Source organism: Flagellimonas oceanensis (assembly GCF_003992595.1).
Classification (GTDB): Bacteria; Bacteroidota; Bacteroidia; order Flavobacteriales; family Flavobacteriaceae; genus Flagellimonas; species Flagellimonas oceanensis.
On the sequence record NZ_RZNA01000052.1, the window covers coordinates 329,704 to 351,759 of the forward strand.

Genomic DNA, 22,056 nt, shown 5'->3' on the forward strand with positions numbered 1-22,056 from the left:
GAACGATACAACATAATTAGCGATTAATAATAAAGAAATTAATGATCATTGTCATAATTAATCCTGCTTAATAGGTATAGCTTTGTATGATTTCTAATGCATTAACCTTATATTTATCAAGCTAACCAATGGAAACTTCTTATATGGATAATTCTTATTCCGTCAAGGTTGGGGAAGACTTTGACTTTACACTTTCCAAGGACACTATTTCTTCGTTGGATTTGATCAAAACTGGTAATGACGCTTATCATTTATTAAAGGATGGCGCATCATACCACGTAAAAATTTTGGATTCCGATTTTAACAATGGAACCTACACCATTAGCATTAATGGGAGTGAATACCAAACCTCGATTCAAACACCTTTGGACGAGCTGATCAAAAAAATGGGCTTCGCTGTCAATGCAGGAAAAAATATCGATTCCATTTCGGCGCCCATGCCAGGATTGATTCTTGACATCTTGGTTGAAGAAGGACAGGAGGTAAACGAGGAGGACCAATTATTGATTCTGGAAGCCATGAAAATGGAGAACATCATCACTTCCCCACGTAGCGGGGTGATCAAAAGCGTCAGTGTATCTAAAGGTGATGCCGTTGACAAAAAACAATTGTTGATTGAATTTCAATAGAACACCATGAAAAAAATATTGATCGCCAATCGTGGCGAAATCGCGGTCAGGGTTATGAAGACCGTAAAAAAAATGGGGATTCAAACGGTTGCCGTTTTTTCGGAAGCGGACAGGAATGCCCCTCACGTTCAATTTGCCGATGAAGCAGTGTGTATCGGTGAAGCCCCTTCGAATAAATCCTATCTTAAAGGAGACAAGATCATTGAGGTGGCCAAACAACGCAACGTGGATGGCATTCATCCAGGTTATGGGTTTTTGAGTGAAAACGCTGACTTTGCAGAAGCTGTAGAAAAAAGCGGAATCACTTTTATAGGACCGAAATCCAAAGCCATTCGGATTATGGGGAGCAAATTGGCGGCCAAGGAAGCCGTTAAGGCCTATGACATTCCCATGGTGCCGGGTATTGATGAAGCCATTACAGATGTGGCCAAAGCCCATGAAATTGCCAACGAGGTAGGTTACCCCGTTCTGATCAAAGCCTCCGCCGGTGGTGGTGGTAAAGGAATGCGGATCGTGGAAAAGGAAGAGGAATTGGAATCTGGCATGAAGCGTGCCATTAGCGAGGCTACTTCGGCCTTTGGGGACGGTTCCGTTTTTGTGGAGAAATACGTAACCTCGCCAAGGCACATCGAAGTGCAAGTTATGGCCGATACCCACGGAAATGTGCTGCATTTCTTTGAAAGGGAATGCAGCGTGCAACGCCGCCACCAAAAAGTGGTGGAAGAGGCGCCATCTTCCATTTTAACGCCCAAACTGCGTGAGGAAATGGGGGTTGCTGCTTGCAAAGTGGCCAAATCGTGTGACTATATCGGAGCTGGTACGGTCGAATTTTTAATGGATGCGGACCATAATTTCTATTTCTTGGAAATGAATACCCGCCTCCAGGTAGAGCATCCCGTTACCGAATTGATCACTGGAGTGGATTTGGTGGAATTGCAGATTAAAGTGGCCCGTGGCGAAGAAATTCCCATGAAACAGGAGGAACTAACCATAAAGGGGCATGCGGTGGAACTTCGAGTATATGCCGAAGACCCGTTGAACGATTTCCTGCCCAGCGTGGGGAATTTGGAAACGTACCAATTGCCGACCGGCGAGGGAGTTCGGGTGGATAATGGTTTTAGAGAAGGAATGGATATCCCGATTTATTACGACCCCATGCTTTCCAAACTGATTACCTATGGTAAAACCCGCGAAGAGGCCATTGAGTTGATGCTCGATGCCATTCAAAATTATAAAGTGAAAGGAGTACAGACCACCTTGCCCTTCGGAAGTTTTGTGTTTGCCCACGATGCTTTCCGGTCAGGGAACTTTGACACCCATTTTGTAAAGAAGTATTATTCTCCCGAAAAAATCAAGGAGCAAACGGCCAATGAAGCTGAAGTTGCCGCCATGGTTGCCCTCTATCAATTTCTGGAAGACAAAAAAATAGTAAGATTACCCTCAAACTGAATCCTATGGATCCCAAGATAAAAGCATTACAGGAAAAAATTGCCGAAGCTCATCTGGGCGGAGGCGAAAAACGTATTGAAAAACAACATCAAAAGAAAAAATTGACGGCTCGCGAAAGGGTACTGTACTTTTTGGATGAAGGTTCTTTTGAGGAAATGGGCATTTTGGTGACCCACCGTACCACCGATTTTGGTATGGACAAGGAAATGTACTACGGTGATGGTGTGGTAACGGGTTACGGAACCGTAAATGGCAGATTGGTGTATGTGTATGCACAGGATTTTACCGTTTTCGGGGGGGCATTGTCCGAGACCCATGCGGAAAAGATCTGCAAGGTTATGGATTTGGCCATGAAGGTTGGAGCGCCCGTAATCGGACTTAATGATTCTGGTGGGGCCCGTATTCAGGAAGGAGTGAAATCATTGGGTGGTTATGCCGATATTTTTTACCGTAACGTACAAGCGTCAGGCGTAATTCCTCAAATTTCGGCCATAATGGGACCTTGCGCTGGTGGAGCTGTGTATTCGCCTGCCATGACGGATTTCATCGTAATGGTGGAAGAAACCAGTTATATGTTCGTTACGGGGCCCAATGTGGTAAAAACGGTAACCAACGAAACCGTAACTTCTGAAGAATTGGGGGGAGCAAGTACCCATGCCGTGAAATCAGGGGTGGCGCACAGAACTTCGTCGAATGATGCCACTTGTTTGGATGATATTAGAAAGTTGCTAGACTATTTGCCGCAGAACAATAAGGAAACCACACCTTTATTGCCCTATGATCTCGGTGATGAGACTCGGGAGGAGTTATCTGGTATAGTGCCCGATAATCCCAATAAGCCGTACGATATGCACGATGTGATCAATGGCATTATTGATGGGGATTCGTTTTATGAGATTCATAAGGATTATGCCGAAAACATCATTACAGGTTTTGCTAGGCTGGGTGGGCGAAGTATCGGAATCATTGCCAACCAGCCTATGTTCTTGGCTGGGGTGTTGGGGGTGAAAAGTTCCCGAAAGGCAGCCCGATTTACCCGTTTTTGTGATTCCTTCAACATTCCATTACTGGTGTTGGTCGATGTGCCAGGATTTTTGCCTGGAACGGATCAAGAATGGAGCGGAATAATCATGCATGGTGCCAAATTGCTCTATGCCTTGAGTGAGGCTACCGTACCAAGGGTTACCGTAATTACCCGAAAGGCCTATGGTGGAGCTTACGATGTGATGAACTCCAAGCACATTGGAGCCGATTTCAATTTTGCATGGCCAAGTGCAGAGATTGCCGTAATGGGGGCGAAAGGTGCCAGTGAAATCATCTTTAGACGTGAAATTGCCGCAGCCGATGACCCAGAGGCCAAATTAAAGGAGAAAGAAGCCGAGTATGCAGATAAATTTGCCAATCCATACCGAGCTGCCAAACGCGGTTTTATCGATGAGGTGATTCTGCCCAAAGATACTCGGAGCAAATTGTTGAAAACATTTGCCATGTTGGAGAAAAAAGAGGTGCAAACCCCTTGGAAAAAGCATGGGAATATTCCGTTGTAAGGTAGATGGTTGAAAGGTAAGAAAGGTAAGTGGCCAATTGCCCCTCACTCTGCCTACAACATCACAGTTTTTCCGGTTTTAACGGATTCATCCGCGGCAAGAACGATTTTGAGACTATTGACTGCATCATTCAAATGATTGGTCAGGTCCCGGTCGTTGACTATGGCATCCAGCAGATATTCTTGCTCCAATAAACAGAGCCCATCATGGTCGGGTTCATCCGCTGTGCTGATGATTTCATCTTTTTTTGTGAAATGTCCGTCGGCATCAAGTTCGCTGTGGTGCAGTTTTAGGCTTCCTGTTTTGGAGTGACCTTCAACATCATCGGAAGCACCTTTATCTTCATCACTGATGGATACACAGCCCTTTGGACCAATGACATCCTTTATGAAAAATGCAGTTTCGCTCATCATGGGGCCCCAACCTGCTTCGTACCAGCCAACAGAACCGTCTTCGAAACGTACCTGTAATTGCCCATAATTATACATATCGGAATCCACTTCGTTTGATAGGTGAGCACCAATGGCAGAGACGCTGACAGGTTTGGAACGCGTCATGGAACACATCACATCGACATAGTGTACACCACAGTCCACAATGGGGGACATGGATTGCATCAACTGTTTGTGGGTATACCAGTGTTCTCCCGAACTTTGTTGGTTCAAGTTCATGCGCATGACCAATGGTTTGCCCAAGGTTTGGGCCATCTCGGTAAATTTTGCCCAGGTCGGATGTACCCTTAAAATATAGCCCACTACCATTTTTCGACCTTTTTTTATAGAGAGGTCAACCAAGGCTTGCGCTTCCTTAACGGTCAAGGCCAAAGGCTTTTCCACAAAAACATGTGCGTTGGCTTCCAAGGCCGTTTTCACATAATCAAAGTGAGTGTCCGGATAGGTATTGATGGAGACCACATCGGGTTGGGTAGTTTTAAGTGCTTCCGCATAATTAGAAAACGTTGGGGCATCATCCAATTCTTTCGATAACCGTTCCCTGCTTTTTTCGCCACGGCTTACCAATCCCACGATGTCAAATCCATCCAATTGATGATAGGCACGTGCATGCGAGGTTCCCATATTTCCACAACCCACTACCAGTACTTTCAAGCTTCCCATAACTTCATTTTGTTTGACATTAAAGATAGCGTTATCTTGATTTTTGACCTGATTCTTTGCTGGTATTTCTACGAAAATCTCACATCATCTTAAACTACAACGTTGTATGTGTTGCCTTAACATTAAACCTTTCTTAAATGCTTTACCGATCCATTGGGTATGACTAATTTTGCCTGATGGAAAAGTTAAATCAAAAACCCAACTTTGAGTTTGTGGCCATGATGGCCGCTTTGATGTCAATCGTGGCCTTGGCCATTGATGCGATTCTACCTGCGATTTCCAATATAGGGACTGACATCAATAGTACGGACCCTACGGATAATCAGTTATTGGTTACCATGATTTTTATGGGATTGGGCGTGGGACAACTTTTCTTTGGACCTATTTCCGATAGTTTTGGGAGAAAACCTGTGGTTTATATGGGGTTTGCCATCTTTCTGATTGCAAGTGTCATTTGTTTGTACGCTCCTTCTTTGGAGGTAATGGTCATAGGAAGAATTTTCCAGGGTATCGGGTTATCAGCTCCCCGAACTATCTCCATCTCCATTATCCGAGATACGTATGAGGGCGATTATATGGCCAAAATAATGTCTTTTGTTACAGCCTTCTTCATCTTGGTGCCCGTTGTGGCTCCGGCGGTGGGTAAACTGATATTGGATGCCGCTGGTTGGCAAGCCATATTCTATGTGCAAATGTTCTTTGTGTTAGTAGTGGGCTTATGGTTTTCGCGCAGACAAAAAGAGACCCTTCATCCAGAATATAAAATTCCGTTTACCCGACACGTTTTCATTGATGGTGTGAAGGAATTTGTGAAATATAGGGAGACCGTTGCCTTTACTTTGACATCGGGTTTGGTAACCGGTGCATTTTTGGTGTATTTAAGTTCAGCCCAGCATATTTTTGAAGATCAATATGCATTAAAAGAGGTGTTCCCATACATATTTGCAGGGTTGGCTGTTTCCATAGGGTTGTCCACATTTTTAAATGGAACTTTGGTCATGCGTTTTGGAATGCGTAGGCTTTCCTTAATGGCAACAATCGTATTTTGCGCTGTAGCTTTGACCTATTCCTTTTTGTTTTTAAACGCACCCAATCCAAGTATTTATGTATTGGTTGGCTTTTTGTCAGTACAATTTTTCTGCCTTGGGTTCATGTGGGGTAATTTCCGTTCCATAGCCATGGAGCCCATCGGGCATATTGCAGGAATTGGAGCGGCCATCAATGGTTTTGTTTCAACGTTGTTGTCCATACCTATTGCGACTTTTATCGGCGAGTTTGTAAAAGATACGGTATGGCCCCTTTTTGCAGGTTTGGCCATTTGCGGACTGTGTGCGCTTGCCATTTTCCTATTGGTAAACAAACCCAAAAGAAAAGGATTCGTTACGACTTAAACTTCTATTGGGAAAAAGACCTCGCCACTACACGAATCGGAAGTGGCCCCTGTAACGGATTTCAATACATTGTTTTTTCCTTCCAAACGGAGTACGCCCATTAATGCGAAGACCAAAGCCTCTTTGTAGGCAATCAAGGTCGTATTGGGCACTACAACTTCAATGCTTGACCCTAATTTGGTTTGCAGCGTTTCCATAAAGAATCCGTTGAGTGCACCTCCTCCCGTAGCCAAAAGTTTACTATTGGATTTGCTGTTGTTCTTGTGCTTGAGGGCTGCAAAGGCAATCTGCTCGCAATTATGATGGATGAAGGTGTATAATAAATCCTCGTTGGAAGCTTTGGATGCCTCGATCAACGGAACAATTTCGGATGTGAACCATTCATACCCTGTGGATTTAGGGTAGGGCAAGCTATAATAGGGTAAACTGTTCAATTTTTGCAAAAGCGATTGGTCAAGTTTCCCTGAGCGGGCCAACTTGCCATTTTCATCATAGGCCAGTCCCATTTTATGTGTGATGTAATTCAAAGGCATGTTTGCCAATCCAATATCGTAGGCAATGCGTTGCCCATCTTTGTCAAAAGAAATATTGCTGATGCCTCCCAAATTCAGGCAAAAATCATATTCATGGAACAACAGCTTATCGCCAATGGGAACCAAAGGTGCACCTTGTCCCTTTAGGGACACATCCTTGGTCCTGAAATCACATACGACTTGTTTGCCAGCAGTATTGGCCAATAATTGCCCATCGCCCAATTGAAATGTGACACCGTCTTCGGGTCGATGGTGTGATGTATGACCGTGACTGGCAATAAAATCAACCTCTTCGTCCAATTCGTCAATGAACAATTTGGATTGTTGCCCCAACCAAATACCGTAATCCTTGTGTAGTTGTCCATGATCTTCTTCAGAAAGATGGATGGCATTTTTAAGATACTCCCGCATTTCATCCGAATAGTCGATTTCCGCGGTATTTTTGATGGAAAAGTTCCATTTTCCATCATTCTCCCAAATATGGCAATAAGCCATGTCCAAACCATCGAGTGAGGTGCCGGACATTAAGCCCAATACTCTGTAAGTACTCATACCTTATTTATTTTGATGATTAAAGAAATCGGTTTTTCTTCATCGTTTAAAACTTCCTTGATATTGTATTTGCTATTTTCAACCTGATTCAGCTCTGATATCCAATCCTGCATAGTTCGCGCATACCACGAATGTCCATCCGTGAAGTTACCGGGAAGGCCTTTCCATGAATCGGAAATCCATTGACTCTGATAGGATAGATTGTTTTGGGACAAAAAATAGGGATGCAGGGTTTGAATCATTAACACACCTTCTGCAGAAAGCTGATTCAGTGTGTTGGAGAGAAGGTCTTTTAATCCGTCTTTCAGGTAAAGGCAAAAATTAAAGACAGCGACATCAAAAGGCCCATTTGGAATAGTTTGTCCGTCAATTATAGCTTCAAAAGAGAACACTTCAAATGTTTGACTGCTCCGTTTTCTAGCTTCTTCAATCAATTCTTTCGTGGCGTCCAAACCTGTGGCATTCCATCCCAATTTTTGCAATTCCCTTGTCAACCATCCCTCACCACAGCCAATGTCAGCAATTGTTTTTCCTTCTAATTCTTGGGTGCATTCTAAAATGGCCGAATTCGTGAATTTTCGGGAAGGAATATCATTGTTCTGAATGACTCTTATCCATTCGTTGGCATTTTTGTTCCAAGAATCAAGGATTTCTTTACTCACGGTTGAAACGTTTTTAGTTGGATGGGGAGTTTTCCCTTCGCCTTTATATTACCAGAGAAGTGTTCAAATGCAACTGCTTGAAATTCTGGAAAATCTTGATAAACCAGCACAACGTTGGAGTTGGGTTGTAACTTTAAAATATCCAGAATATACGGATTCCCAAATAGATATATCAAGGTGTTTTTTTCAGAAATCAGTCTGTGAATGGAAGCCAAGGTCTTGTCATCAAAACCAAATAGGTCCTTTGGTTTTACAGCGGGGGCGAAGATGCTCAATACGATACTTTGATTATCGGAAATTAAGGCGGCGTCTAAATCCACCCCTTTAGCTCCAGAATAGGATGAAACTTGTTTTGAAAAGCTATTTTTCTTGCCGGAGTTCACTGAGATATTCAAAAAATCGGAAGATTTTATTTTTTCCACAGTTGGTGCATCACCAAACAATTCCGTGATACTTTGCTCTGCAATTTTTCGGTTGAGCTGGGAATAATCATCAGGGTTGACTTGGTTCAAATGTGATTCTTGGGAAAATGCATTATGTTTTAGCGCCCGAACACGGTCAAAGCTCTCTTGAATTCTATCTTTTGAAGCATTTGTCATGATTTCATCAATCCCTTCGGCTACATTTTCACTAAAGCAAAGCACATCCATTCCAGCCGTAAAGGCGGCTTCTTCCAAGCTACCTTTTTGAGGGAACTTTTTGGAAACGGCATGCATATTCAATGCATCGGAAATCACAACGCCATCAAACCCTAATTTTTTTCTAAGTAATCCGGAAATAATTTTTGAGGATGTTGTGGAAGGGTTGTCAGCATCCAATTGAGGGAGCAACAAATGACCCACCATCACAGAGTCCACTCCAGATGCAATCAATTTTTTAAAGGGATACAATTCGTTTTCCATGAGTTCTTCCATGGATTTGTCTATTACGGGCAATCCCAAGTGGGAATCCGTTGCCGTATCGCCATGTCCTGGAAAATGTTTGATGGAGTTTAAGGTGCCGCTGTTTGTCATTCCTTTCAGAAATGCCTCGGTTTTTTCAAGAACACTGTCTCTATCATCCCCAAATGAGCGGTAACCGATTACAGGATTCTCGGGATTGTTGTTGATGTCCACCACTGGGGCCAAATTCCATTGAATACCCGCTCGTCTGCAGTCGTCCCCGATAGCTTCGCCCACTTGTTGAATAAGATTGTTTTTATCGGTTAACGCACCTAACGTGATGGCATACGGGAATTGCGGGGTGTTTTCAATACGCATGGCAAGCCCCCATTCAGCATCAATGGCAATTAAAAGAGGCACGGATGCCGCTTTTTGATAACGTCCGATAAGCTCCAACAATCGGTCATAGCTCTGCTCGTTGTGTACTACTTTTTTCTTCCCTTCAAAGTTGGTCGCAGCACTCGCTCTACTATGGAAAAAACAAATGGACCCCACACACTGCTCTTTGATGAGTTGTTCCATTTGCTGCACCTCTTCTTCGGTATCGTTGATGAACACAGCGGGCATGAACAATTGACCTACTTTTTGTCTCAAGGTCAACTCTGCTTTTGGAAGGGAATATGTTTTGGAAATATCAGTCATCGGATGCTACTGTTTTTTTACCGTAATCTTCGGGGTATTTTAAATAACGGAGGACCAAAAATGCAGGTAAGGCGGCAATCACTACCCAAATAAAGAAACCATCGTAGCCCAGCCATTCCTGAATGTAACCGCTTAACATTCCGGGCAACATCATGCCCAAAGCCATAAAACCTGTGGCAATGGCGTAATGTGATGTTTTAGAGGCCCCTTCGGCCACATAAATCAAATACATCATAAAGGCGGCAAAACCAAAGCCATAACCAAACTGTTCAAGCACCACGGTACCCACTACGGCATAGATACTGGTGGTTTGTGTAATTGCCAGCAGCGCATAAAGTGCGTTGGGCAAATTGAGTGATAATAGCATAGGCAACATCCATTTTTTAAGGCCATCGCGGGAAATTAGAATTCCTCCAAGTATACCACCAAGCGATAACATAATGATGCCAACGGTGCCGTAAATGGTTCCCACCGCCTCTGTGGAGTAAGCCAATCCGCCCACTTCCAATTCATCGAGCAAGAAGGGAGAGGCCATTTTGACCAATTGTGATTCTCCTAACCTGTAGGTCAAGATGAATAAAAGTGCCACACCGATTTGATGCTTTTTAAAAAAAGTGGCAAACACCTCAAAGAATCCAGCTGGTTTTTCTTTGGGTTCGGTTGTGGTGTCTTCAAATTTTGGTGCCGTAAAAAAGTTGGAAACTGTGAGCACGATCATTAAAACGGAGGCACTGATCATGGTAACGGACCACGCTTTGGTATTATCGCCATACTTGTTCTCCAAAAAACCTGCGAAAATTACCAAGAGCCCTTGTCCGGTAACCATGGCCAATCGGTAAAATGTGCTTCGCAATCCAATGAAGAAAGATTGTTTTTTCTGTGTCAGACCAATCATATAATAACCATCGGAGGCAATATCATTGGTTGCCGAGGCGAAGGCCGCCATCCAAAAAAACGCCAATGTGATGATAAAGAAAGAATTCGATGGCAGAAAAAGCCCAATACCCAAAAATGCGAAGGAAATTAACAATTGCATGCCCAAAAACCATTTTCTCTTGGTTCCATTGAGGTCTACAATGGGGCTCCACAAGGGCTTGATTACCCAAGGGAGGTATAGCCAACTGGTGTAAAGGCCTATTTCAGCATTTCCAATGCCCAAACGTTTGTACATGATCACGGAGACCGTAACAACTAGAATGTAGGGGATTCCTTGTGTGAAGTATAAAAATGGAATCCACAGCCAAGCGTTTTTGTCTTTGGGAGCTACATTCATTTGGGTTGTCTTAATAGGTTGTGATAAATACTTTTTTCGGACTTTTCAATAATCCTTGCGTTCACGACTTGTTCATAATAGGCGGCAGGTCCGACACCTCCGATAATGGCATAGGCATACCCCATTTCCTTGAGAGCCAGCAATGATTTGATCAATAGGATTTTTCCAATACCCTTGCCCCTTTGGTCAGCGAGCACCCCCGTTGGACCAAAAAAGTTCTTGGCGGTGCTCTCGAAACAGGCAAAACCTAAAATCTGTTGATTTCGCTGTGCTATGAAACAATTTACGGGCAAAGTGGAAAAGACGACTTCCACTTCATCAGCCCAATTCTTGCTAAAATGTTTGTTGACCCAATCCTCTACAATGCTTTTTTCCGGGGTAATGGGCCGTTTGAATATGATTCCTTCTTTCTCTAGAAGTTTCTTTTCTTCATGAGAGATGTCGGGTAGGTCCAAAAGTCGAACAAGCATGTCCTGCATCATCTTAATTTAATTTTTTCTATTGGCTGCATGGCGCTCTCATTGCCAAAAGCATCAACTATGTTGATTTTTAAATCACTTCGTAATTGTTTTTGAGTCAAATTGAATTCAAAACATCTTTCCATAAGACTTTCTGAAAGATATTGTTTTCCAATGAGTTGTGATGCTCCTTTTTTTACCTGATAAAGATGTAGGAATCGAGGGATGGTATCACTATGGGCGATGCAGATGTCCAATTTTTGATTGTTGACCTGAACGGAATTGATGGCTGGTAATTGAACAACTCGAACCACTTTGTTCAATGGTCTCGGATTCTCAGCGGGAAGAGCATAATATTTCTTTTGAAGCTTTTTATTGACTTTCTCGTGTTGGCCAATCAAGGATTTGGCACTGAAAAAGATGTTGCCATCAATATTTTTCAAATCACGGGCGTAGTTCAACTGCTTGGGTATCTCGTTTTTCTTTTCCCAAGCCTTATCTGCGTTGTTTTTGATTTTATAGGTACCGTTTCCTACATATAAATTGGTGTTAGGGGTGTGATCGGCCCACCAACTGGTAATTATTTTGTGAGAGGCAACGGGGTAGTCCATACTCCAATATACTTGTGGAGCCAAATAATCCAACCAGCCTTTTTGCACCCATAGAACAGGGTCTGCATACAGGTCCTCATAGGTGGTTTGTCCAGCTTTGGTAGCGGAGCCCATGGGGTCTGTACTCTTGTTTTTCCAGACTCCGAACGGACTTATTCCGAACTGTACCCAAGGTTTATGTTTTTTGATGGTCTCGTGGACATTCTTTACCAAAGAATCAACATTGCTACGTCGCCAATCCTCTATTGATTGGTCGGGAAGACCGTATTTGGAAAATGTTTCGGCATCATCAAAAGTTTCCCCTACGACTTTGTAGGGATAGAAGTAATCATCAAAATGGATAGCATCAATCTCATAGTTTGTGACCAGTTCCTCTATGATTTTATTGAATTTTTCCCTGACTGCTGGTAGTCCTGGATTGTAATAGTTCTTTTTCCCGTATTGGATGATCCAATCGGGGTGTTGATAATAGTCATGATTCTGGGAAAGTAATGAAGTATCCAAGCTAACTGTGGCTCTATATGGGTTGAGCCAAGCGTGGAATTCCATGCCGCGTTTGTGGGTTTCATTGATCATCCATTGGAGCGGTTCATCAAACCCTGAGGGAGCTTTACCTTCTGTCCCCGTCAGATATCTGGACCAAGGGGCCAAATCGGTGGGGTAGAGTGCGTCTCCGGCGGTGCGTACCTGTACAATGGCCGCGTTGAAATTCATCTTTTGGTAGAAATCAAGGATATCGATAAAATCCTTTTTTTTCTTGGCAACATTGTCCTCTGGGTGCTTGGGCCAATCAATGTTGGCCACGGTGGCAATCCACACGCCCCTAAATTCTTTTTTTGGTGCTTTGGAAACTGCACAGGAAAACAGAAAAAGTAGCGGGATTATGTATAAAATTCGATGCATATAAGCGAAAAAAAAGGCCTACGTATGCACTAAATGTAGGCCTTTTTAAGATTAATTAAACAACTAACAACTTAAAAACATTGTCTTTTTAAATGGCTGGATCAGCCGGTGTGTTCGTATTGTTATCTCTCTCAGTATTAGGATAAGGATAGAAATTTCTGTTTCGCTCCTCATCAAAATTCTGTACTGATGGAGATGGTTCCGGCCTTCCAAATCTTCTACTGTCTTCCAAACTTGAACCTGTTAAAAACAATTCGATTCTTCTGTTTTTATATACTTCCTCAAGTAGTGCGTCTACTGAAGTGTCCCCAGCATATTCAGGAAGATTGGCATTCACGTCAAAAGCATCATCGGTATCTGTCAATACCAGATTTAAAGCGGTAAGGGCAGCACCAGTATCTGGGGAGGCTTTCCTAAGGTTGGCCTCGGCAATAATCAAATTCATTTCATCTGGTAGATATAATGGAATTGACTCTGATCCATTCTCATCATCAAAAAAACCAGCTAGATCCTCGATGGGAAGTTGGTTAAGGTTTACTGTGTCCAAGGGAATTAGATAGAACTCGGTCCTACCATCATTTTCGTCGATATCAAATGAATCTGGTAATCCAAAATTATCTCTTGGTTTAAAGTTTGGAGTTCCATTTTGGTATACCCTTGCCCAAATAGGATTTAGGTTTTGCGAATCGTAGCTAAACACGGAAGTCGATGTTTGGTCCACTGCAGATGCTGCGGTAATGGCCGCATCGTAGTTGCCCGCGTACAAGTTGAACCTCGCCAACATGGCATCTATGGTGTTTTCCAAATCGATTTGTCCTCTCAGTATTTCTTCCTCAAACTCTGAAGAAACTGGAGTGGCGGCCAACGTATTTTTTGCCTCGTTCAACAAAGTAATGGCAGTGTTAAAACCTTCGATACGTGAAACAAAAGGAGGGTTGTCTTCTGATGTTGCCACGATAACTTGCTCATAACTTTGAGCCATTGCACCAATACTCATCGCATGGTAAAGGTTAGCATAGGCAATCAATCCGCTTTGAGTTCCTGGGTCGATATCTATGGTCGCTGCATTTGCTGAGATATCTTCCGCAATACCAATTATCCTGAGCATGGTAGTCCAGAGTCCAATTACATTTGAGTTTGTGTTTGGAATATCCCCTCCATCTTCTAGGTCAATCATGTTTTGGAAGGTGGTGGTTATACCAGCCTCCCTTGTTGTAATGGCAGGCGTTTCTATAATATACCGTAAACCTGTTGTGGAATACAGTTCCTGCATTCCCGTGGTTGCAGCCAAAATACCTTCCCTAGAGGAAAATACCTGGTCGCTGGTTGCAGCATTCGGATTTTCAAAATCTGTTTCGCAGGATGTCATTGCCAATACGGTTGTTAGCAGAAACATCAGCTTATATGTGTTATATCTGTAAAATTTCATTGTCAATTTTTTTAAGATTAGAAGCTTACGTTAACGCCTAACTGATACGTTCTTGGAATCGGCACAGTAGCGAAATCGAATCCACGTACACCGTTGCTTTGTCCTGCAGCACTGACTTCTGGATCCCATCCTGAATAATCGTCCCAAGAAATAAGGTTTCTTCCGACCAAGCTGAACTTCACATTGTCTATGTACTCCCAGTTTGGTTTAAAGTTGTAGCTCAAGGCTACCTCACGTAGTTTTACAAAAGAACCATCTTCCACAAATTCTTCGAAAATGTTTGCTTGGGCACTTCCGTATCCTTTTGGACGGTTGCCCAACAATTCTTGTCCAACATTGTATCCGCCTCCGAAAACCACGTTGTCCAACAATCTTCTGTTCCAGTTGAATACGTCGTATCCTTGAACGGCATCAAATTGAACCCTAAGTCCAAAATCCTTATAGGTAAATTCGTTGATCAAGGAGCCGAACCAATCTGGATTTGGGTCTCCCAATACTTTGGAAGATTCACCGTCTTCGGTGGTGCCTCTATATGGGTATCCAGATTCATCCAAAGCAATGGAACCGTCTTCGTTCCTTGCATAGAATTGTCGATAGAATACACCAAGGGATTCTCCTTCAATCACGTAGTTGGTAGAGAAACTTCCTGCTAGCGTCAATCTTCCGCCACCGGCAACACTTGTTACTTCATTGTTGTTGGATGAGAATGTAGCTGTTACATCCCAATTAAAATCCTGGGTTTTTATGGGGGCTCCTCTTAGCAACACCTCAACACCTGTATTTTCCAGGTTGCCAACATTTTCGAATCTTGACCCAAATCCACTTGACGGAGCCAAAACTCTTGGTAAGAGCAAATCGGTTACTTTTTGTTTGTAGTATGAGAACTCAACACCTAATCGGTTATTGAACAAACCTGCATCAAAACCAAGCTCTATCTCGTCCTGTCTTTCAGGTTTTAAGTTTTCGTTACCTTGTGCTGTAGAAGGTATGAGACTTACCGAACCTGTTAAGGCTGATGGATTGTAGACAGAAAATCTGTCAAAAGCACCCAATGCTGTAAGGTTACCTGCTTGCCCCCAAGAAGCTCTAATTTTGAATAGGTTAAAGCTATCTCCCAGGCTATCTTGCCAAAAGTCCTCATCGGAAATCACATATGATCCACTGGCCTTGAAATAAACCTGATTACGCTCATCCTCTCCAAAGGTTGAAGCGCCATCCAAACGAACGGCACCGTTCACGTAAATCTTATCGTTGAATGAAAAGGATTGTTGGAAGAACGCACCCCAGTAGGAGATTTGAGACCTTGATTCACCTTGTTCCAAAATACTACCGCCCGTTGCAGTTTGTACTACAGGGGGTAATCCAGTGGCATTGATTCCAACTCTGTCTCGTTCCTCATATTGCCAAGATCCACCCAATGTTGAAGTTGAGTTAATCGCATCTGTCAATTCTGTTTGGTAGGTCACATTAAGGTCAGAGTTGTATTGAAAATTGTTCAAATCCGCTCTTCTTGCATATCCATCAGGGTTAGGCGACGTATTTCCTATAGGTATGTATGCAGTTGCTGATTGATTGTAGTAATCCATACCCAAAGTATACTTCGCGCTCAAGTGCTTGTTGAACTTGGCATCCAAAGCTATACTTGTGATAAAGCGGTTGGTTTTTTGACCGAAATCAAAACGGGCTACAGCTTCTGCAGGGTTTGTTCTTGGAACCGCTGGAGAAGTAACAGGATAAACACCTGACTCATCTGGGGATGGGTCGATGTAGTTGTCACTGAAAACAAAACCGGTAATTGCTCCATAAGCATTGTTGATACCTCCGTTGGGAACATCCTTACTTACACTACGAACATAATTGAAACCTCCGGTGATATCCAACCAATCAAACGCCTTTTGGGTCAGATTGGCCTTGAAGCCATACCTTTTGAAGTTTGTGTTTTTGATAATTCCTTCATTATCAAGGTGTGATGCTGATAGGTAATAGGATGTTTTCTCTGAACCTCCTGTCATGGATAGGTAGTTTTCCACACCAAATCCTGTATCAAAAAAGGCATCCTGAAGATTGTAGCGTTCTACCGCATAGGTGTCCAGATTAGTCCTGTCGCCGGGAACTTCCCAGGCCAATGGAACTGTATTGTAATCTATTTCCTTGCGGAGTTCGTTTACTCTTACATTGGTCATAAAGCTGTATTTGGGGTCGCCACTTCTACCTTGTTTGGTAAAGATTTGCACAACACCATTACTTGCCCTGGAACCATAAATAGCTGCAGCAGCTGCACCTTTAATCACTTCGATTTTTTCAATGTCGTTCGGGTTGATGTCCGCCAAACGGTTCTGGGCATTACCACCAAGATCTACCAACTCGTTACTGGAGTTACTGATGATTATACCGTCCACAATGTACAATGGGTCTGAGCTACCGGCAATGGTACTTGGCCCCCTTAAACGGATGCTTATACCTCCGGCAGGGTCACCAGAGTTTTGTTGTACCAAGGCCCCTGTGATTTTACCGGCAATAGCCTGGTCAATTTGGGTTGCGCCGTTCTCGGTGAGTTCTTCGGCCTTAACCGAAGAAATGGCATTACCCAAGGTTCGTTTGTTCACCCCTGAGCCAGATCCTGTAACAACGACTTCATCCAGACTCAAAAGGTCTTCTGCAAGGGCGATGTCCGTTGAAATCGTTTGACTGCTTCCCGCATCAATGGATATCTTTTGACTTGTAAAGCCAAGGGAGCTGAACACCAAGGTGTGATCTCCGGATTCCAATGTTGCTGTAAAGCTGTAGTTCCCATCAAAATCGGTTACGGTACCGAAAGATGTGTTTTCAATAAATACCGAAGCACCTGCCAATGGAAGGTCGGTCCCGGTTTCTGTAACAGTTCCGGTAAAGGTGTATTGACTCTGGCCAAACGCAGAAAGCGTGGATACCATGAGTGCGAATAGCACCAATCGGAACTTCAATCCTAAATAATCATGAAGTTTTCGCATAAAATTGAGTAGTTTAATTTAATTGAGTTTAGTTTGAACGAGTAGTTTGTAACATTGGTTTTAGAAATGATAGCGAACAAAGCCTTCCATCGCTTCGTATTCTGCCATTCCGAGTGCGTTATATCTATTGGCTGTGTCCTTGTTTCTTTGTTCTGCACGTTGCCAGAACTCCCTTTCATCATTACCTGGGAACATAGCGCTGTCTTTTTGTGACTGGTGTTTGAAAATAGCGTTGATTTTTCGGGTCATATCCTTTGGTCCGATTGGCACGGCCATTTCCATGTCCGCAATGTCCCATTCCTGCCAAGCTCCACGATAGAGCCATACGTAACAGTTTCTGATCCATTCCACACGGTCTTCCTTCAGTTTTTCAAGTGCCTTGAAAATAATTTGAAGACATACCCTATGGGTTCCGTGAGGGTCGGATAAGTCTCCCGCGGCAAATATTTGATGTGGTTTTAGTTTGTTGAGCAAATCATAGGTGATTTGAACATCTTCATCGGAGAGAGGCTTCTTTCTAACCGCGCCTGTTTCGTAGAACGGTAGGTTTTGAAAGTGGGCATTCTCTTCCGATACGCCACAATATCTGCAAGCGGCCAAAGCTTCACCTTTTCGAATGAGCCCTTTGAACTCTTGAATTTCTGGGCTGTCCAGTTCTCCAGGCTCTTTGTTGGCCAAGAACTCCCGTACTTCCTTGAATTTCTTTTTAAGCTCTTTATTGTCTTTTTGTACATCGGTGGCAAAATCCAAGAAGCGGATTACTTCGTCATCAAATACCGCAATGTTTCCTGAGGTTTGATACGCTACGTGAACATCATGCCCTTGGTCAACCAACCTTAGTAAAGTTCCTCCCATGGAAATTACATCGTCATCGGGATGAGGACTGAATATCAATGATGTTTTGGGATGCGGTTGTGCTCTTTCGGGTCTTTGACTATCGTCTGCGTTGGGTTTTCCTCCAGGCCACCCTGTGATTGTATGTTGTAATTGATTGAAGACTTTTAGGTTAATCTGCTCTGCAGACCCTACTTCGGCAATCAAATTGCCCATCCCATATTCGTTATAATCCTCATTGGTCAACTTTAGAATGGCTTTGTTCAATTTCTCTGATAACCATATTGTAGCTGTTTTTATCAGTTTTTCGTCCCAATCACATTCTGTTGCCAACCATGGTGTTTTTATTCTTGTCAATGATGATGCGGCAGCTTCGTCTAAAACAAAATCACAATTGTCATGATGCTGTAGGAAAGTAGCTGGGACTGACTCTTTGATTTCGCCTTCCACTGCTTGTTGGATAATGCTGGATTTTCCTTCGCCCCAAGCCATCAAAATTATTTTGTCGGCATTCATTATGGTGCCAACCCCCATGGTTATGGCTCTTTTTGGTACATTCTCTTCTCCAAAAAAATCACTTGCGGCATCAAGACGGGTAACACGGTCCAAGCGGATCAACCTTGTTTTACTGCTCAAAGTGGAACCTGGTTCGTTGAACCCGATATGTCCAGTTCTGCCGATACCCAATATTTGAATATCGATTCCACCAACATTTTTAATTTTTTCTTCGTAATCCTCGCAATACTTCCTTACGCCTTCCATGGAAAGTGTTCCATTTGGAATATGCACGTTGTGAGGTTCTATATCTATATGATCGAACAAGTGCTCGTTCATAAACCTTACATAACTATGGATGGAGTCGGGTTCCATTGGAAAATACTCGTCCAAGTTAAACGTGATCACATTTTTGAAACTTAGTCGTCCTTCTTTATGGAATTGCACCAAGTAATCATAAACTTTTACGGGAGTGGATCCCGTTGCCAAACCTAAAACAGCTTTAGTTCCCTGTTCTTGTTTTTGCTTGATCAAACTTGCGATTTCGTTGGCTACCGACAACGATGCTTCGTCTGAATCCCCATGGATAATTGTACGGATTTTTTCAAATCTTAATTCTTCCTGATAAGGCTGGTACATAAGAAAATTTATAATGTTCTAGCAAAATGCTGAAAAGTTAATTCCAAATGTATGCAAAAAACTGCAAATAATGCAATTAAGTGCTTTTTTTGAATAAAAAATATTAAATACTGCAAGATTTTGCCGTATTTTGCCGTTATTGCTGTCGTTTTTAGTATTTATTTAACTTTAACCACCTATGTTAAAGGAAGAGAGGCAACAGTTTATACTCAACGAGGTTGGAATTCACAATAGGATTTTATTGACGGACATAGCTGACCAGCTCAATGTTTCGGTCGATACCATTCGTCGGGATATCAAAGAGTTGCATGCGGCCAAACAGTTGAAAAAAGTCCATGGTGGTGCCGTTTCTTTGGGGTTCAATAATTATAATCCAACGGGAAAGAAAATTTATTCCCTGGAAAAAAAATCACGAATCGCAGAGAAGGCACTGGAGTTGATCAAGGATGGGCAAGTGATTTTATTGAGTGGAGGAACCACCAATTTGGAATTGGCAAGAATGTTGCCTCCAAAGCTTAAATTAACCTGTTTTACCCCCAGTTTGCCAATTGCCGTGCAATTATTAGGCAAAAATAATATTGAAGTGATTTTTATTGGGGGGCGTCTGTCCAAGGATTCCCAGATTACCGTTGGTGGGAGTGCCATAAATATGCTTTCTGAAATAAAAGTTGATATTTGCTTCCTAGGGACCAATTCAATTCATCCTATGGAAGGACTTACTGAGTTCGATTGGGAAATAGTGCAAATGAAAAAGGCAATGATTCACAGTTCCAGAAAAGTTGTGTCTCCCTGTATATCCGAAAAAATAGGATCTTTACAACGCTATAAAATATGTGGCGTTGAAGAGGTGGATGTTTTGATTACGGAACTGGAGCCATGGGATGTGAAACTTGATGCATTTAAAAATTTGAACATACAAATTCTATAAAGTAAAAGTAGTGGTGGAAAAGCACATTAAGATTACCGAGAAACCATCCAACTATGATAGGTTGGAGGAAATGGATAGTTTGGAGATTGTGGCCAATATCAACCAAGAGGATAAAAAAGTAGCGGATGCAGTTGAATTGGTGCTGCCCCAAGTGGCCAAAGTGGTGGATGAAATGGCAGAACGTTTTAAAAAGGGAGGCAGGCTTTTTTATATCGGAGCAGGAACTAGTGGAAGGTTGGGAATCCTGGATGCCTCCGAAATACCACCTACTTTTGGCATGCCTTATGATCGGGTAATCGGGCTTATCGCTGGAGGAGACCAAGCGATTCGCAAAGCTGTTGAAAATGCTGAAGATGATACGGCACAAGCTTGGAGGGATCTTCAAGAGCATCATATAAATGAAAATGACGTATTGGTGGGTATTGCAGCATCAGGTACCACGCCCTATGTTCTTGGCGGGGTTGCCGACGCAAAAGCCCATGGAATTTTAACAGTGGGCATTACAAACAATCCAGGTTCACCTTTGGCACAATCCACGGATATCCCAATTGAAGTGAACGTAGGGCCCGAATTTTTAACCGGGAGTACACGAATGAAAAGCGGTACCAGTCAAAAATTGGTGCTCAACATGATATCCACTGCCTTGATGATACGTGTAGGTCGGGTAAAAGGGAATAAGATGGTAAACATGCAATTGAGCAATACCAAATTAGTGGACAGGGGAACCCGTTACATCATGGAAGAGTTGGGATTAAACTATGATGATGCGGAAAAGGCACTCAAAAAATTTGGTTCGGTAAAATTGGCTGTTGATGCCCTTAAAAAGTAATTAGCTTTTGGGAACCAACCGGTAAATTCCTTTGCCTTCAACACTTATATAGATAAATCCGTCGGGAGCCTGGCGCACATTTCGCATTCGCCCCATGCCATCCAATAGTTTTTCACGGTAGACCACTTTGTTGTCCTGTACTTCCAAGCGTTCCAAATATTGAAATGCCAGTGAGCCCACCAATAAGTTCCCTTTCCATTTGGGGTATGTATCAGAAGTAACGAAGGTCATTCCCGAAGGAGCAATGGACGGTGTCCATTGGTAAAGAGGCTGTTCCATTCCGGGTCTGGAGGTTTCGTCGGTTATTTCCGTGCCACTATAATTTATGCCGTAGGTAATTACGGGCCAACCGTAGTTTTTCCCTTTTTCTATGATATTGATTTCATCTCCGCCTCGAGGACCATGCTCGTGTGCCCAAAGTTTTCCTGTTTCAGGATGTAGGGCGAGCCCTTGTGGATTTCTATGTCCATAACTGTAAATCGCTTTTTTTGCTCCTGACTCGTCAACAAAAGGGTTGTCGTTTGGAATACGTCCATTATCATGAAGACGGTATATTTTACCCATATCACGTGTGATGTCCTGAGGGTTCACATCCCTATTGCCTCGTTCGCCAATGGAGAAATACAGGTAACCATTGTTATCAAATTCTATTCTAGAACCAAAATGTTGTCCGCGGGTAGAGTTAGGGGAAGCTTTGTAGAGTTCTTCCACATCAACAAGTTGATTGTTGGAAAGTTTAGCACGCATAATCGCGGTGTTGCCACCTTTTTCTTCTCCCTCGCTAGTGGCATAGGAGAAATAAATCCAACCATTTTCATCATAATCAGGGTGTAGCTCAATATCCATTAAACCACCTTGTCCTCTGTTATAAACCTTAGGAGGGTTTTCAATTGTTATGGTTTTTCCTGCTTTGTGAAGCAATAGTTTTCCTGATTTTTCAGAAATCAATATGGCATTGTCGGGCAAGAAAACCATTCCCCATGCGTTCTGTATATCGCCAACTACGAGTTCCGTAGTAAAATCAAGGGTTTCGGGAGTATTTATCTCCTTATCGGAGGTTTGTGCGCAAGATGTACTAAGCAGTACAACGAAAAAAATGGGAAATAAGAGACTATTTTGCATAATTTTACGTTGAAATAACAGATTTCATAGATAAACGACCATTTTTTATGGTCGGGTGTGATTAAGATAAAGAGAATTTTTATA

The 22,056-nt window shown here is 42.8% G+C and carries 17 protein-coding genes; 6 read left to right on the forward strand and 11 right to left on the reverse strand.

Annotated elements, in window-relative coordinates:
• The first annotated feature begins 143 nt into the window (after window positions 1-143).
• The 3 genes from EO132_RS18855 to EO132_RS18865 are packed head-to-tail and all read left to right on the forward strand — an operon-like array spanning window position 144 to window position 3,625.
• Window positions 144-629: an acyl-CoA carboxylase biotin carboxyl carrier protein subunit gene (locus EO132_RS18855; protein WP_164732387.1), complete on the forward strand. Its 486-nt coding sequence runs from the start codon at window positions 144-146 to the stop codon at window positions 627-629.
• Window positions 630-635: 6 nt separating this feature from the next.
• Window positions 636-2,078: an acetyl-CoA carboxylase biotin carboxylase subunit gene (accC, locus tag EO132_RS18860; RefSeq protein WP_127139354.1), complete on the forward strand. Its 1,443-nt coding sequence runs from the start codon at window positions 636-638 to the stop codon at window positions 2,076-2,078.
• A 5-nt stretch (window positions 2,079-2,083) separates the two neighbouring features.
• Complete coding sequence (locus EO132_RS18865; protein WP_127139355.1) at window positions 2,084-3,625, forward strand: acyl-CoA carboxylase subunit beta; 1,542 nt, start codon at window positions 2,084-2,086, stop codon at window positions 3,623-3,625.
• 53 nt (window positions 3,626-3,678) lie between these two features.
• On the opposite strand, the gene EO132_RS18870 is transcribed toward EO132_RS18865, so the two are convergent.
• Complete coding sequence (locus tag EO132_RS18870; RefSeq protein WP_127139356.1) at window positions 3,679-4,740, reverse strand: Gfo/Idh/MocA family protein; 1,062 nt, start codon at window positions 4,738-4,740, stop codon at window positions 3,679-3,681.
• A gap of 176 nt (window positions 4,741-4,916) precedes the next feature.
• Between EO132_RS18870 and EO132_RS18875 the strand changes: the two genes are divergently transcribed.
• Window positions 4,917-6,131 (forward strand): multidrug effflux MFS transporter, encoded by a 1,215-nt coding sequence (locus EO132_RS18875; protein ID WP_127139357.1) that lies wholly within the window; start codon window positions 4,917-4,919, stop codon window positions 6,129-6,131.
• On the opposite strand, the gene EO132_RS18880 is transcribed toward EO132_RS18875, so the two are convergent.
• From EO132_RS18880 to nagB, 9 genes are all read right to left on the reverse strand, one after another.
• The gene (locus tag EO132_RS18880; RefSeq protein WP_127139358.1) at window positions 6,128-7,216 is read right to left on the reverse strand and encodes an anhydro-N-acetylmuramic acid kinase; all 1,089 of its coding nucleotides are present in this window, start codon (window positions 7,214-7,216) and stop codon (window positions 6,128-6,130) included. The genes EO132_RS18875 and EO132_RS18880 overlap by 4 nt on opposite strands.
• Complete coding sequence (locus EO132_RS18885; protein ID WP_127139359.1) at window positions 7,213-7,878, reverse strand: class I SAM-dependent methyltransferase; 666 nt, start codon at window positions 7,876-7,878, stop codon at window positions 7,213-7,215. The genes EO132_RS18880 and EO132_RS18885 overlap by 4 nt, the downstream gene beginning before the upstream one ends.
• Window positions 7,875-9,461, reverse strand: coding sequence for a glycoside hydrolase family 3 protein (locus EO132_RS18890; RefSeq protein ID WP_127139360.1), 1,587 nt, complete (start codon window positions 9,459-9,461; stop codon window positions 7,875-7,877). The genes EO132_RS18885 and EO132_RS18890 overlap by 4 nt, the downstream gene beginning before the upstream one ends.
• On the reverse strand, window positions 9,454-10,734 hold the full coding sequence (locus EO132_RS18895; RefSeq protein ID WP_127139361.1) for an MFS transporter: 1,281 nt from the start codon (window positions 10,732-10,734) through the stop codon (window positions 9,454-9,456). Before EO132_RS18895 ends, EO132_RS18890 begins: the two co-directional genes overlap by 8 nt.
• Window positions 10,731-11,216 carry a GNAT family N-acetyltransferase gene (locus EO132_RS18900; RefSeq protein ID WP_205780386.1) on the reverse strand — a complete coding sequence of 162 codons (486 nt, stop codon included), beginning with the start codon at window positions 11,214-11,216 and terminating at the stop codon, window positions 10,731-10,733. Before EO132_RS18900 ends, EO132_RS18895 begins: the two co-directional genes overlap by 4 nt.
• A complete protein-coding gene (locus tag EO132_RS18905) occupies window positions 11,213-12,706 on the reverse strand; it encodes a glycoside hydrolase family 10-like protein (protein ID WP_127139362.1) in 1,494 nt (497 codons plus the stop codon). The genes EO132_RS18900 and EO132_RS18905 overlap by 4 nt, the downstream gene beginning before the upstream one ends.
• Window positions 12,707-12,794: 88 nt before the next feature.
• Window positions 12,795-14,135 (reverse strand): RagB/SusD family nutrient uptake outer membrane protein, encoded by a 1,341-nt coding sequence (locus EO132_RS18910; protein ID WP_127139363.1) that lies wholly within the window; start codon window positions 14,133-14,135, stop codon window positions 12,795-12,797.
• Window positions 14,136-14,152: 17 nt separating this feature from the next.
• Complete coding sequence (locus EO132_RS18915; RefSeq protein ID WP_127139364.1) at window positions 14,153-17,125, reverse strand: SusC/RagA family TonB-linked outer membrane protein; 2,973 nt, start codon at window positions 17,123-17,125, stop codon at window positions 14,153-14,155.
• 60 nt (window positions 17,126-17,185) lie between these two features.
• The gene (nagB, locus tag EO132_RS18920; protein WP_127139365.1) at window positions 17,186-19,093 is read right to left on the reverse strand and encodes a glucosamine-6-phosphate deaminase; all 1,908 of its coding nucleotides are present in this window, start codon (window positions 19,091-19,093) and stop codon (window positions 17,186-17,188) included.
• 178 nt (window positions 19,094-19,271) lie between these two features.
• Here nagB and EO132_RS18925 point away from each other — a divergent pair, with 178 nt between their 5' ends.
• Both EO132_RS18925 and murQ read left to right on the forward strand, forming a co-directional pair.
• A complete protein-coding gene (locus EO132_RS18925; RefSeq protein WP_127139366.1) occupies window positions 19,272-20,021 on the forward strand; it encodes a DeoR/GlpR family DNA-binding transcription regulator in 750 nt (249 codons plus the stop codon).
• A gap of 13 nt (window positions 20,022-20,034) precedes the next feature.
• On the forward strand, window positions 20,035-20,850 hold the full coding sequence (gene murQ / locus EO132_RS18930; RefSeq protein ID WP_164732391.1) for an N-acetylmuramic acid 6-phosphate etherase: 816 nt from the start codon (window positions 20,035-20,037) through the stop codon (window positions 20,848-20,850).
• Here the strand turns inward: murQ and EO132_RS18935 are convergent, their stop codons facing one another.
• Window positions 20,851-21,972, reverse strand: a complete 1,122-nt coding sequence (locus EO132_RS18935; protein WP_127139368.1) for a PQQ-dependent sugar dehydrogenase — start codon at window positions 21,970-21,972, stop codon at window positions 20,851-20,853.
• Window positions 21,973-22,056: the final 84 nt, after the last annotated feature.

Coding starts and splice junctions, on each gene's coding strand:
- EO132_RS18855 (WP_164732387.1), top strand. CDS start 144: ATGGATAATTCTTATTCCGTCAAGGTTGGGGAAGACTTTGACTTTACA.
- accC (WP_127139354.1), top strand. CDS start 636: ATGAAAAAAATATTGATCGCCAATCGTGGCGAAATCGCGGTCAGGGTT.
- EO132_RS18865 (WP_127139355.1), top strand. CDS start 2,084: ATGGATCCCAAGATAAAAGCATTACAGGAAAAAATTGCCGAAGCTCAT.
- EO132_RS18870 (WP_127139356.1), bottom strand. CDS start 4,740: ATGGGAAGCTTGAAAGTACTGGTAGTGGGTTGTGGAAATATGGGAACC.
- EO132_RS18875 (WP_127139357.1), top strand. CDS start 4,917: ATGGAAAAGTTAAATCAAAAACCCAACTTTGAGTTTGTGGCCATGATG.
- EO132_RS18880 (WP_127139358.1), bottom strand. CDS start 7,216: ATGAGTACTTACAGAGTATTGGGCTTAATGTCCGGCACCTCACTCGAT.
- EO132_RS18890 (WP_127139360.1), bottom strand. CDS start 9,461: ATGACTGATATTTCCAAAACATATTCCCTTCCAAAAGCAGAGTTGACC.
- EO132_RS18895 (WP_127139361.1), bottom strand. CDS start 10,734: ATGAATGTAGCTCCCAAAGACAAAAACGCTTGGCTGTGGATTCCATTT.
- EO132_RS18900 (WP_205780386.1), bottom strand. CDS start 11,216: ATGATGCAGGACATGCTTGTTCGACTTTTGGACCTACCCGACATCTCT.
- EO132_RS18905 (WP_127139362.1), bottom strand. CDS start 12,706: ATGCATCGAATTTTATACATAATCCCGCTACTTTTTCTGTTTTCCTGT.
- EO132_RS18910 (WP_127139363.1), bottom strand. CDS start 14,135: ATGAAATTTTACAGATATAACACATATAAGCTGATGTTTCTGCTAACA.
- EO132_RS18915 (WP_127139364.1), bottom strand. CDS start 17,125: ATGCGAAAACTTCATGATTATTTAGGATTGAAGTTCCGATTGGTGCTA.
- nagB (WP_127139365.1), bottom strand. CDS start 19,093: ATGTACCAGCCTTATCAGGAAGAATTAAGATTTGAAAAAATCCGTACA.
- EO132_RS18925 (WP_127139366.1), top strand. CDS start 19,272: ATGTTAAAGGAAGAGAGGCAACAGTTTATACTCAACGAGGTTGGAATT.
- EO132_RS18935 (WP_127139368.1), bottom strand. CDS start 21,972: ATGCAAAATAGTCTCTTATTTCCCATTTTTTTCGTTGTACTGCTTAGT.